General features: G+C 55.9%; 10 protein-coding genes. 1 reads left to right on the forward strand and 9 read right to left on the reverse strand.

Translation table 11 applies throughout. The features are described 5' to 3' along the window. Positions 1 to 59 precede the first annotated feature (59 nt). From H9X91_RS11130 to H9X91_RS11155, 6 genes are all read right to left on the reverse strand, one after another. Positions 60 to 2,267, reverse strand: coding sequence for a stage V sporulation T C-terminal domain-containing protein (locus tag H9X91_RS11130; RefSeq protein WP_204805098.1), 2,208 nt, complete (start codon positions 2,265 to 2,267; stop codon positions 60 to 62). Next, positions 2,264 to 3,289, reverse strand: coding sequence for a virulence RhuM family protein (locus tag H9X91_RS11135; protein ID WP_204805100.1), 1,026 nt, complete (start codon positions 3,287 to 3,289; stop codon positions 2,264 to 2,266). The genes H9X91_RS11130 and H9X91_RS11135 overlap by 4 nt, the downstream gene beginning before the upstream one ends. A gap of 131 nt (positions 3,290 to 3,420) precedes the next feature. Then, positions 3,421 to 3,675 (reverse strand): hypothetical protein, encoded by a 255-nt coding sequence (locus tag H9X91_RS11140; RefSeq protein WP_204805102.1) that lies wholly within the window; start codon positions 3,673 to 3,675, stop codon positions 3,421 to 3,423. Between the two features lie 55 nt (positions 3,676 to 3,730). Then, entirely contained in the window at positions 3,731 to 5,110 is a 1,380-nt protein-coding gene (locus tag H9X91_RS11145) for a relaxase/mobilization nuclease domain-containing protein (RefSeq protein ID WP_204805104.1), read from the reverse strand. Then, the gene (locus H9X91_RS11150; RefSeq protein ID WP_204805106.1) at positions 5,110 to 5,427 is read right to left on the reverse strand and encodes a plasmid mobilization protein; all 318 of its coding nucleotides are present in this window, start codon (positions 5,425 to 5,427) and stop codon (positions 5,110 to 5,112) included. The genes H9X91_RS11145 and H9X91_RS11150 overlap by 1 nt, the downstream gene beginning before the upstream one ends. 310 nt (positions 5,428 to 5,737) lie before the next feature. After that, the gene (locus tag H9X91_RS11155; RefSeq protein WP_204805108.1) at positions 5,738 to 6,718 is read right to left on the reverse strand and encodes an AAA family ATPase; all 981 of its coding nucleotides are present in this window, start codon (positions 6,716 to 6,718) and stop codon (positions 5,738 to 5,740) included. Between the two features lie 145 nt (positions 6,719 to 6,863). Between H9X91_RS11155 and H9X91_RS11160 the strand changes: the two genes are divergently transcribed. Then, entirely contained in the window at positions 6,864 to 8,261 is a 1,398-nt protein-coding gene (locus H9X91_RS11160; RefSeq protein WP_204805110.1) for a DUF6076 domain-containing protein, read from the forward strand. 6 nt (positions 8,262 to 8,267) lie between these two features. Here the strand turns inward: H9X91_RS11160 and H9X91_RS11165 are convergent, their stop codons facing one another. Genes H9X91_RS11165 through H9X91_RS11175 form a run of 3 tightly spaced genes read right to left on the reverse strand, consistent with a single transcriptional unit; the run spans position 8,268 to position 12,768 of the window. Further along, the gene (locus H9X91_RS11165) at positions 8,268 to 10,082 is read right to left on the reverse strand and encodes a hypothetical protein (RefSeq protein WP_204805112.1); all 1,815 of its coding nucleotides are present in this window, start codon (positions 10,080 to 10,082) and stop codon (positions 8,268 to 8,270) included. A 1-nt stretch (position 10,083) separates the two neighbouring features. Beyond that, complete coding sequence (locus H9X91_RS11170) at positions 10,084 to 11,970, reverse strand: DNA methyltransferase (RefSeq protein WP_204805114.1); 1,887 nt, start codon at positions 11,968 to 11,970, stop codon at positions 10,084 to 10,086. A gap of 3 nt (positions 11,971 to 11,973) precedes the next feature. Next, entirely contained in the window at positions 11,974 to 12,768 is a 795-nt protein-coding gene (locus H9X91_RS11175) for a DUF4393 domain-containing protein (RefSeq protein ID WP_204805116.1), read from the reverse strand. Position 12,769 lies beyond the last annotated feature (1 nt).

Genomic DNA, 12,769 nt, shown 5'->3' on the forward strand with positions numbered 1-12,769 from the left:
CGTTTCATGCCATCAAAAAACCGCGGGCGCCCGGAAGGCGTCCGCGGGTATGGGCGGATTCAGCTCTCCATGTGCCGGCCCAGAAAGGCGGCGATGGTCTGGGCCAGCTTGTACTCCGTGTCGCCGGTGACGGCGGCGCCGTCGCTGGTGATGAACAGCACCAGGCCCAGCAGGTCCCCCTCCGCCAGGATGGGGGCCGCCACGGCGGTCAGCAGGGCGTCACTGCCCTCAGTGACCGGCAGGGGCTGGCCGTCGCCGGTGTACTGGTAGATCTTCCGGCCCTCCATGATCCGCTCCAGCTCCGGCGTGATCCGCTTGCCCATCAGCTCCCGCTTGCTGCCGCCGGCCACGGCGATGACCGTGTCCCGGTCCGTGACGGCGCAGACGCTGCCGGTGGAGCGGCTCATGGTCTCGCAGAGCTCGGTGGCGAAGTCCTCCACGCCGCCCAGCAGCGAGTATTTCTTGAAGATGACCTCGCCCTCCCGGCTGGTGTAGATCTCCAGGGGGTCACCGTCACTGATAACATTGGCATGGAACACCTTGTCCGGATGCTGTTTTGCCTCCTGGACGATGGTGACAGGTGAGATATGTCCCATGCCTGGCTTAAAATTTACGGTACCCTCCGGAACCTCGGCCATGGCGGCCACGGCGGCTTCCTCCGCCGCGCCCTCCGACAGCGTCCCGCTGCGCAGGATGCTGTCCACGTCCGCCTGGAGCTGGATCTCCAGCCGGTCCTCATAGACCTTGATCTTCCGGATGATCAGCTCCAGGTCCCGGCGCTCCAGCCGCTCTTTATTCAGGATGTCCCGGAACACCTCCATGGCCGTGCGGGCCGCCCGGTTCACCCGGATAATGGTGTTGCGCTTGTCGGACAGCAGCTCGATCTGGTGACCGATGCCCTCGATCCTTTTTTGCAGGTCGCCCTCCAGCTCGTCGTAGGTCTGCTCCAGGATGTCCTCCTGGTCCGGGTGCTTCATCAGATCCCGGATGCGCTGGCGCTTGGTGACCTTCAGCTCCTCCTGGAGGTCAGAGAGCACCTCCGCCAGGCGGTCGGCGCTCTGCTCCGTCTCCGCCACGTCCTCCTGCTCCCGGGCCAGGTCCTCGTTGAGCCGCTCCAGCATGTCTGCCGAGTGATCCATCACCTGCCGGACGTAGGCTTTCAGCAGCTCGTCCAGCTTGTCGGCCCGGATGTGGTGGCTGGTGCAGCCCTTCAGGCCCCGGCGGTGGTAGGTGCCGCAGGTGTAGGCGCTCTTCAGGTCGCTACGGCTCAGGGAGAACATGGGGGCTCCACAGTCCCCGCACACCAGGAAGCCAGAGTAGGTGTTGTCATACTTCTTCACCCCTCGGTAGTGGGAGGTGGAGCGCTTTTCCCGCAGGGCCCGGGTGGTGGCGAAGGTGCGGTAGTCGATGATGGCCTGGTGGTGGTTTTCGATGACGATCTGCTCCTCCTCGTCCCGGCGCACATCTTTGCCGTTGATCTTCCTCCGGGTGTACTTCCCCTGCCGCAGGGTGCCGATGTAGAAGTCGTTGTCCAGGATGCCCTGGACCGTCACGATGGCCCAGACGGGCTTCACCGTCCGGCTGTACTCCTCTCCGGCGGCCTCCTTCCGGTCCCGCTCCGCCATGCGGGGGGTGGGGACGCCCTGGTCGGTAAAGTAATTGGCGATCTTCTTATACCCCCAGCCCTCCTCGTTGTAGAGGCGGAAGATGGTGCGCACCACGTCCGCCTCGGTGGGGACGATCTCGAACTCCTGCCTTTTGTTCACGATGTAGCCGTAGGGGGCGGCGCAGATCCATTTTCCGTCCGCCTGCCGCCGTTTGATGACGTTCTTTACCTTTTTGCTGGTGTCGGTGACCGGCATCTCGTTGATGAGGAACTGGAACTGGATCTTCAGCCAGTCGTCGTCATTGGGAAAATCGATGTTGTCCCCAATGGAGATGATCCGCACCCCGGCGTCCCGAAGATCCTCCAGCTCCACCAGCCCCCGGCTGTTGCGCCGGGAGAAGCGGGAGAAGTCCTTCACCACCAGGATGTCGTACTGGTGGGACATGAGACCCCGCCGCATGGCCTGGTAGCCCTCCCGCTGCTCGAAGGTGTAGCCGGAGCGGTCCCGATCCTCGTAGAAGGTGAGGGTGCTGCCGGGGAACTTGTGGGCCACGAAGTCCTGGATGATGGCTTTCTGGTTCTCGATGGACACGTTGTCCCGGTCCAGCTCGTCGTCCACGGAGATTCGGGTGTAGCCGGCGATGTCAAAGGTCTCGGTCATGTGCTGCCGCCCCCTTTCAGATATTTTTCCATGGCCCTGTCAAAGTCGGAGATGTAGTCGGCGTCCTGCTTTTTGCGGAACTCCTCATACACGGCACCCACCTTCTTCATCGCTGCCTCGCGGGAGATGCGGCCCTTGCCCTCCAGCACGTTCCGGCGGTTGTTGGTGAGGAATAGGTCGGTCTCCCGCAACCAGTCCTCCATGGACATGGGCACCTGGTCCTCCGCCATCAGCTCGGCGTAGTCGATGAACATGGTGACAAGACGGTTGAGGCGGGAGATCTCTTTCTCATTCAAGTAGTTCTTGGCCACCAGGGTGTCACTTTTCAGAATCTTCCCGTCCGGCGCTCCCTTCCAGGTGGTCAGACCCATGGTGGGGCTGTCCGGGTTGGCCCGCTCCGAGATCAGCTCCGCCGCCGTCTTGCCGGTGACGGCGAAGTGGAGCTTGTTCTGGACGAAGGCGTAGAAAGCCCGGGTGGTCTCGCTGTTTTTGTCGTAGTCATAGCTACACTGCTCGAACACATCAGCGATCTTCTGATAGGCCCGGCGCTCACTGGCCCGGATTTCCCGGATGCGCTCCAGCAGCTCGTCGAAGTAGTCCCTGCCGAAGGGGCGGCCGTTTTTCAGCATCTCATCGTTGAGGACGAAGCCCTTCTGGATGTATTCCTTCAGCGTTTTGGTGGCCCACTGGCGGAACCGGGTGGCCTTCTTGGAGTTCACCCGGTAGCCCACAGCGATGATGGCGTCCAGGTTGTAGTGCTCCAGGGTGCGGCGGACCTGCCGGGAGCCCTCCTGACGAACCACCGAGATTTTCTCGGTAGTTGCCTCCGGCGTCAGCTCCTCCTCAGCGTAGATGTTTTTCAGATGCAGGGAGATGTTGTCAGTGGAGCAGTCAAACAGCTCCGCCATGCCGCTCTGGGTGAGCCAGAAGGTCTCGTCCTGAAATACCACGCTGACGAACTCCTTCTCGCCTCCGTTTTCATAGAGCAGAATCTCCCCCCTGGGACTTGGCTGTTTCTCCATAGGTTCCTCCTTCCAACAATAAGGTTTTATCTATCGTTCTTATCTCAGATAACATTGTATATGAACTTTCCCGAAATTGCAAGGGGAAACGCAAAAATTTGGGGAGGCAGTTTGGCCGCCTCCCCATTTTTTTACGAACCCATCACCAGCCCGGCCTGCTTCTCCGCCTGGACTTCCTTCTCTGCCAGCCGCCGGCGGTTGTAGAGCAGCAGGTCCCGGGTCTGCTGGTACAGATCCTCCTCCCCGGAGAGAAAGACCGCCACCAGATATTTTTGATCCTTATATTGCTGATAGATAGGCTTCAGCGACTCCCGGAAGGCGGGGTCGTCCCGCTCCTCCCGGGTGAGCCAGAGCTCCACGATCTTGCTCTGCTCCCTGATCTCCATGCGCAATCATCGATCAACCCCTTTCCCATATTTTCCTCTCTGAAAAGGAAAATATTCACATGGACTGCTCCCATTTCTGTTCTTCTTCGTGGTCATCGGCTTTGTGTCCCATGGCAATCTTCTTTTCCCTCTCCTTGCGGAGAGCTTTTTTGTCACCGTGGTGGTGCGTGGTGGTGGCGTCCCTCACGGGATCAGCGTGTGCATCATGTTCCAGAGTTTTTCCCAACTGAACCAGACCGCCCACAGCACGCCCCCAGTCAACGCCAGGGCTGTCAGCCCCAGCAGCAGACTGCTCCAGGAGATGTCTGGCAGGCGCAGTTTGGGAAGTCTGAGCCTGGGCAGAGAAAAATGCCGCTCTCTCTTTTTCCCAGCCTGTTTCAGCTCCGCCCTCATTTGGGCCACATCCCCCGCCAGCGCCTCCAGTTGGGCCTGGGTGGGGAGCTGCCCCACCTGTCGGCCCAACGCCCGAAGTAGGGCCTCCTGTGGGCCAACGCTGGCCTCCAGGCGCTCCAGCCGGTCGCTGTTCGTTTTTTCCAGCCGGTACAGGGCAGTGAGCGCCGCCAGCAGATCGTCCCAGTTCTGCCCCGTGGGGGCATCCGGCGGCGCGGCCGGTGCGGACGGGGCCGGCGGCTGGTTCAGCCGTTTCAGTTCTTCCACGGACAATCTCTGCCCGGATCCGGAATTCACGTTCCATGACCTCCTTGGTGTACTTTTCCTCGTGGAGCCGGTCATCCCGGCACTTCATGCCCTCTGGCGTGGTGTAGGTGATGTTCTTCCGGCTGTCCATCCAGCGCACCTGGTAGCCCTCGCTCTCCATCAGGGAGAGGAACTCGTCTTTGGTAGCAGAGTATCTCATGCACTGGTCGATGGTGTTCATCAGCCGGAACTTCCAGCTCTGGCCCTTGGCGGCAGATCGATACTCGCGGGTGCCCATGCCCTGGGACTGTTTTTTCTTCTGCTGTGGTAGGACAGAGAACCCATGCTCCAGACACAGCTCATCCGACAGCTGTCGCAGGCTGCGAAGGGTATTGGGGCCCTGCCGGAGCATTTTCCCGCTCTCCCAGCACACCGCGTTGACAACAAAGTGAGAGTGGATGTGCTCGGCGTCCAGGTGTGTAGCAATCAACACCTCGCTGTCCGGCCAGGCTTTTGCGGCGAACTCTTTCGCCAGTTGGTGAGCCTGTTCCCCGGTGATCACCTCGTCCGGAGAAAAGGACTGGACGTAGTGGTAGAACCAGACGGGGCTGTCCTTGCGGCAGGCGTCCCGGGTAGCCTGGAACTCCCGGTCGGCCAGCTGTGGCGTGCAGTTCTGCCCGCTGACCAGCTGCCGGCCATTCTCGTCCAGTGTTTTTTCATCCTGCGAGATGTATCGTGTCACGCCGCTCAGCGCACCGGCGGACTGCTTTTTGTACTTGATGAAGTTGACGGTGGCCATCAGCGGTGCTCCTGTTCGGCCAGCTCCCGGAGCTGATGGTAGATCCGCCCCAAGGCCTCCAGAGTCTCACACAACCGGACTTCCTGAATCTTGCCCATGTTGGCCAGCACCACCAGCTGGTTGACGTTTCGGCCGATGCCCTTGAGCTCGTGGGTGAACTCTTTCAGCCCGTCGATCACCATCACCCGGTGCCGCAGGGCGGCGGCGCGGACGTAGGCGCCCGTGGACATGTGGGCCGCCTCCGCCTTGGCCTGGATGGTTTCATATTGCTCCGGTGTCACCCGGAGCGTGATCCGTTTCTCTTTTTTCTGCTTCATTCGCACCTCTCGTTTCCTCGTCTCACCAAACGAGAGCCCAGCGGAGCGGGTCTCGTTTGGAAAGGAGACGCAGTGTAGTGAATTTACTTTCGGCTTTTTGCCGAAAGCAAATGATATGGAACTTGCGTCGACGCAGTGGGTCCGGGCTTCCGCCCGGAATACGCCGGTTTTCCGGCGGCGCCAAGACCGACAAAGTCGGACAGGTGCTCTGCTTGCCCTCCCAAAAGGGAGGAGTCCGTTCCCCGGCGGGGCCACCGTTTTCCTGTGGCAGTGATCCGCAGAGAAGGAAGAATGCAAGGGTGCAAAGCCCTTAGGCCGTTACATCCTTACAGCCTTGCTCCGGCAGATGCCAGTACCACTGGCCGCCCCGCTTCTCCGAAATGACACCCAGGTTTTTCTTGGCGATCATCAGGGTGCGCTCCGACACTCCCAGCTCTCTGGCCCGGCTCAGCACGGCCTCGGCGGGCGTGGTCTCCGTGAGCATCCGCTCCAGCTCCTCCTCCATCTGGGTGGTCTTGGTCTGGAACCTCCCGCCGCCGCTGAGCACATCGTCCACCGACAGGTCGCAGGCTCCCTTCCACTGGAAGCCGTGCTCCCCGTCCAGCAGGAAGGCGATGGACTTTCCCTCGGGAGCAAGGCTGTTCTTGTCCTGGGCGACCACACGCACCGTCGGGTCCTCTTTCAGCCGCCCCACCACCAGCACGCTCCGGGCGGCGGCCCGGAAGTCGATGGATCCCAGGCCCCGGTAACCGGCCTTCAGCCCCTGGGCCTTGTTCATGTGCCCGATGAGGATCACGGCACATCCGGTGCGCTCCGCCATGGCCGCCACTCGTTTCAGAACGGGACGCACCTCGTTGGCCCGGTGCATGTCCACACCGTCCCCCAAGTATGCCTGGATGGGGTCCAGCACGATGAGCTGTGCTTTGGTCTGCTGGACCGCCTGCTCCAGCCGCTGGTCACAGAGGGTCAGCTCCCGCTGGCTCTCGTCGATGACCAGCACCCGGGAACAGTCCGCGCCGGCGGCGTCCAGCCGTGGCTTGATGGTGTCCGCCAGCCCGTCCTCCGCCGTCTGGTAGATCACGTTCAGCGGCTCCAGCGCCTGTTCGCTCTCCGGCAGGGCCTCACCCCGGGTCAGGGCGGCGATGATCGCCAGCACGAAGGTGGTCTTGCCCTCGCCAGGGTCGCCCTGGACGATGGTCAGCTTTCCTCGCGGGAGATACGGATACCAGAGCCATTTCACCTCCTCTGCTCTGATCTCGCCCATGGAAATGAGCTTCAGATCAGGTTTCATTTCCTCACATCCTTTCCTGTGTGTTCGCGAAAGCGACCATTCCCTTCCCGCCGTTTTCATGATAAAATCAGAAAAGGAAAACTTACATGGGAAAGGAACTTCCCGATTTTTTGAAAAAGTCGATGCGACGGAAGGGAGGTAGCTCATGGACAGAAAAAGAAAACCCGGCATCTATCTTCTGACAGATGCCGGGGATGCCGTTGAATTGATCCTGGTTTGGCTGGACGGCCGGGAGACGCGCCTGCGGGGACAGTCACCCGCCGAGGAGTTGGTCTCCTTCGTGAACTTTGATTTCTCCACCTATCGGGCCTCCGTGGAGCGTCTGTGGGAGGAGCACGACGTGTTTGAAGAGCGCGATGAAGTGCCCTACGAGGACTATGTGGACTTCACGCGGCAGGCGCTCCCCCTGGCGGAACAGCTCGCAGAGATCGCGCCCGTGGCGTATTGGGACGTTCTGCACTACCTGGGCCCTGCCACAAAGATGCTGTATGACGGCAAGTCCATCTTCCCATCCCGGAAGGCTTTGGCTGTCCTCAACGCGCTGCGCCATCCATATTTTATCCAGAACCGGCTGAGAAACCTGTTCGAGATCGGCTTCGCGGACTTCGAGCGCGGGACTCAACAAGACCGTTTCCGCATGCTGGAGGATACCTGGCCGGGCCTGATCGATCGGGCGTTCCCCATCCGCTTTTTGCCGGAGCCGTCCGGCGCTCCCGTGGGCACAGTCAGGGAATATGCCCTGGACGATCTGTATGAGCTCTGCCTGGCGGAGCTGTCTCTCTACTTTCAGCAGGATCGGCGGCGGATCGCCCGCTGTGAGAACTGCTGGCGGTATTTTGTGCCCAGGACCGAGGCGGAGTCCCGGTATTGCTACGGGGAGATGGACGGGAAGCCCTGCAAGCAGGAGGGGGCAAAGCGTATGCGCCGGTTCCGAGCAGAAACGGACGAGGCGCTGGCGGCCTATGAGCGTCTGCGACGGCGACTGGAGGAGCGGGCCAACCGGCTGGAGCTGGCGGGTCCGGGAGGGGAAAACCACCTGATCCCCTTCGGCAGAACACAGTATGAGGCGTGGTTGGACGGAGCGCGGGAGGCAAAGAAGGCGTATCAGGCGGGCGGTATCTCCGCCGAGGAATTCCTGCGGCGAATCGACGTGGACGGGGAACTGGACGACTACAAAGCAGCGCGGGACACATTCCCCGCGCCCGGCCAGACGCCCTGGCGGGACTACATCAAAAGAGATATGGACTTCGTTCCCGGCAAGCGGTTCACGGACATGCTGTACCTGGATTTGTCAGCGGATAATCCCGCTTGGACCATGATCACCGCCGAGGAGCAGATCCGAAAGGCACGAGGCGGACATGCCAGCCTCCACGACCGCTACGGCGCGAAGGACCCGGTGGACCCCAAGGCCCACGCCAAGGAACTGGAGGAAATGTTTGCCCCTCGCGAGCCTGATCCACAGGTGGAGCTCATGAAACGTTTGATCGCTGAGGCGGCCAGGATCTCCATGGAGACTGTGTGGCCGGAAGAAGATGGTACCTGAGTAACATCATGACTTTTGAATTGAATTTCTCCAAAGGTTTTTTATGGGAAATCTATCAAATAGTTTTCTCTCATCTTCACTCATCTGCTTATAGATCAGTTCAGCCTCCTGAAAGCTCTCCAGCAAAATACTTGCTGCAAGTTGGTATGGAAGGACTATGCCTGGCCTTTCAAGCATGAAAAGATACTCTTTTTCTTCTGCCGATAGAGCCCGCCGCCGTTTCTCAATCTGAAGACGATTGACTATGATGACTTCTTCAGGAATATCGTGATGTTGCTCAACAAAGGATAACAAGTTAAGACAAATATCTAAAACTTCCGTGCTTTTGGTTTGATCATAAAGTTTTAGAAGTTCTAAGGTAAGGTTAATAATTCTGTCTCCATATAGAGTAGAGTATGGTTGCTTTTCTACTGACCGTACAATTTCATTTAAATCGACATTGTCGAGTTCAGACAACAGAGTTATATCCATTAGGATGTAGGGGCTGATTGCAAAACCGTCATCAGGGGACTGGTCTGCCTCAGCAGTCATTTTGAGATTTTCCATGTCGAAAAAATTCGACAAGTATACGCCTTTACCATCTTCTGATTTCTTTAAGTTAAGCAGAACAGAGATGCCGCCAAACTCAATTTTACCATAAGCCAATGCACCATCAAAGGAAAAAGGAACAGGAACGCCCTTATCAATTCCGATTACCACATTTCGCAGTTTTTGATATTCTTCATCGGTCATCTTTGCCAGATTCAAATCTTTGTTTACGTGAAGTTGCTTTAAAACCCTTGCTATTGTCTGCAACCAGGAAAGTCTCTGCTCCAGTTCTTGTTGAGTATGCCCGGTAAGTTTGAAGTCTGAACAGGGCAGTACCAAAGGGCCTATTTTAACAGGCTCCCCCCGCATTAGAGCTGTCAGCAATCTCAATTGGCGTATTTGCTCATGTAAAGTATCACATGGATGATATTGAAAATTGAGCTTGTTTTGGGAAATCGACCCGACAATCCCCGTCCCCAGTTGAAAGGACTTTATGTTTCCGGGCTTCCGAATAATATCTATCTGGTCATATAACACTTCACCGTTCACTGTGACCCGTATGTTTTGGTGGGTGACAATGACTTCCGGCTGGATGAGATCAACGGCAAAGTTGGCTTCAACTCCTGACGGTTTTGCATAGATGCATATTTGATGCTGTAGCAGCTCATCAACTACATCGTCAAATCTTTTTAAGCCAAACCCTGGCACAGAAAACCCAAAGTGGTCTACTACCATTCCGCTTGTTTCCAAATCGTTGAGGCTTTTCACATTTGGCAGCAGCGTCCACTGCTTTTCACGATTAGTCAGGAAATCAGATAAGATGCGTACAATCCTGCTTTTATCTCCGACCGGGAACGTTTCCAGGGATATCTGTTTGGTTTTTTGATTGCCGGCCTGCTCAAGCAATCTTCGTAACTGAAAACGCAATAATGGCGCATAAAAAATCCTATACTGCTCATCCGTTTTTATTTGAACCACGAAAAAGATGGCGCCGCCATCTCGGAAAAAGTTGCACAGATCAGCTACCTCGACTTGATAAACTGCTTTTTTCTGAAGTTTTCTTACATAGGTTCCCTTCACCTGGACTGGAATCCTGCCGACAAGCTCTCTTTTGGGGAATGATGTCTGTGACGAGTACAGGCGTATTTCACCATCCCAAGATGGCCCTTTATCTTCTGTCGGGATAGTTGGCACAACAAGTCCTGTGTTTAGGAGAGCACTTTCCAATCTATTGACAGCGATTCTTTCAACCCATTCAGTATTGACCGATTCCTCTGCCTTTTGCTTTCTCATATCATATCTCCCACACCGTCTCGTCCCCGCAGATGTTGCGGATCTTCAGCCGCAGGGGTTTCCCTTCACTGCGGATCGTACCGTCCCAGAAGTCCTTGGTTTTCTCGCCGTTTTGGATGACAAAGCCGTTCTTGTCGATCTTGATCTCACTGTCGGAGTGCCACTCGCCCTGGGCGGCGGTGCAGTCCAAACTCAGGTACTCGATCAGCTCCAGGCCGGTGTCGCTGATCTCGATGGGCTTGAAGGGCTTCTTGGCGGTGGCGTTTAAGCGGGCCTTTTGGTTGAACTCGTCGATTTTCTGGAGCACCCGGTCGCTGACGAAGGCGTCCACCGCCACGGCATAGCGGCCGAAAAGGTCGTCCGTCCGCTCCTCTATATGGAACTGTGCCCAGTCGCCGATGACCACGCCGTCCAGCACCGCTTTCAGATCCCGCAGTTCGATCTCCACATCGGTGCTGTCGTCCTGGGCGATAAACTTGCGGATCTCCTCCTCACTGGTGATGTCGATGTAGTAGACAATAACCTTTTTGATGCTGCTGTCCAGATCGGGGATGGCCTGATGGATGATGCGGTTCATGGTTACCACATCCAGCAGCTTGGAGGAGCTGTCCATCAGGTTGGGAACATAGACCGGGATGGTGCCCAGCCTGCTGTCGGTGATGGCACCCTCCCAGAAGGAGTCCAGGGAGTCCTCATTTTTCAGCCCGGGGATCAGGGATTTGATCTTGTCCATAGTCTGGACTGGGTTGCGGTAGAGCTGGACACCGTCTTTGATCTCCAGCACCTCAAACTGGGCGCCGTCCGCCTTCAGCCGATCCCGGGTGGTCTGGATGGAGTTGAGGCCGATGTCACAGTGGATGAACCGGCGGCCCAGTTTACTGGCCGCCGCCGCCGTGACGCCGCTGCCGCCGAAGAAGTCGGCCACCAGCATTCCCTCGTTGGAAGAGGCTTTGATGATGCGCTCTAATAATACCTCAGGCTTTTGAGTAGAGTAATCAACAGATTCTTTTGCAGAATTATTAATCTTATCGATGTCCCAAACATCATCAACAACAACGCCTTCTTTAATGGCTTCGTCTAAATATCGGGCTACTCGTTTCCCTCCGCCAGCGTCTGATAGCACATATCGTCTTCCATTTTCATCTATTAGTGGTTTTTGTTTCCGCTTTTTTATATATTCATCTTCTGATTCCCATTGTTCAAAAAACGAATTGAAGTTTTTACCATTATCATCTAAGCAATAATAGAGTAATGTGTCGTGACGTTTTTCAAAACTGTTTTTTAGTTTCTTATTCCACCCTGAATAATGCCACACAATATCATTTGAAAAGCAGTCTTCCCCAAAAATCTCATCCATCAAAATTTTTACATAATGTACAATGTGCCAATCCAGATGCACATAGATGGACGCCGTCTCACTCATGACACTCTTGATGGCCATGAGGTTTTCATACATCCAGCTGAGGTACTTCTCCTTGTCCCACACATCGCCGTACATCTTCTCCTCAAAGGCCTTCAGCTCGTCCATGTCCAGCTCCTGCTCCGCCTGGGCGATGGCCTCGGCCACCTTGGGGTTGCGGCGGATGTAGACCTTCTTGGCATAGTCGGCGCCGCTGGCAAAAGGCGGATCGATATAGACCAGATCCACCTGGATGCCCTGATCCTTCAGATAGGCACAGGCGGAGACGCACTCCCCCCGGATCACCAGGTTACCGTCCGGATTCCCGCCCACCGTCTCCTGTTGCTCCATCTCATACAGGGGCATCCCCCGCTGGAGCACCATGGACACATCGTCCGCGCCCTTGTACTTGAGGATGCGGTTGAAGTTGCCCAACACAGCCTGTCCCTCGACGGGCTCGGGGATGAAGGGGATATATTTAATCGGCATGGATTATCTTTCCTTTCCCAAGCACACTTCTATAAATTGTTTGCCGTAATCATTTGCCACAACCGCATGATTACTAATTTTAATTTCGATTTCTTTTCCAAATGCTTCAAAGATTTTTTTTCGTGACTGTATATATGGAGCAGATTTTAATGTTTCGTAGTCAGCACTTTGAATAGACCCATCTATAATATTAATCAATCCGAGTCTTCTCAAATTGATAAGTGAGGAAGACACCAGGAATGGATCTGCAATATGACTCAATTCTTCTACGAAATAATCCGGCATCCCATTTATATACATTTGGCTTGAGTCTTTTAGTGCAAATCTTGCTGTTATACAGCGCAATTGTTTATAGCTTGAAATCTCAGAAATCACCCTTGCATCTAAAGAGTTCATTTGTCGTATTGTCTCCACAAAGGCAGGGTGGGCTTTTGAAACGGTTCTATTGTCCATGGAAGATGCGAGTAGATTTTCATACATCTCCCGTAACTCTGCCTCATCGTATGTATATCGTAAAGCCTCAAGCGCGGGACCAGCGACTGATATGGGTGGGGGTTGCAAATTTTCATCCGGAATATCACTTATCTTCGCTTTCAGATCGTCCTCAAAGGCCTCTAACTTATACCGGAAAGTCAGATTGGCTTTTTTGACCGGGTACAGGACAACATGATTGAAAAAGCCCACTACTGCAGATAACGCCCCATCTGCTTGCTTTTCTGTTTCTGGAAGATTCTGATGTATTGCGTTAGAAATAGGCTCTATAGCATCGGGTAAAATAGATGATTTATTATCACTCATA

The organism is Oscillibacter valericigenes (assembly GCF_016902445.1).
Lineage (GTDB): Bacteria > Bacillota > Clostridia > Oscillospirales > Oscillospiraceae > Oscillibacter > Oscillibacter avistercoris.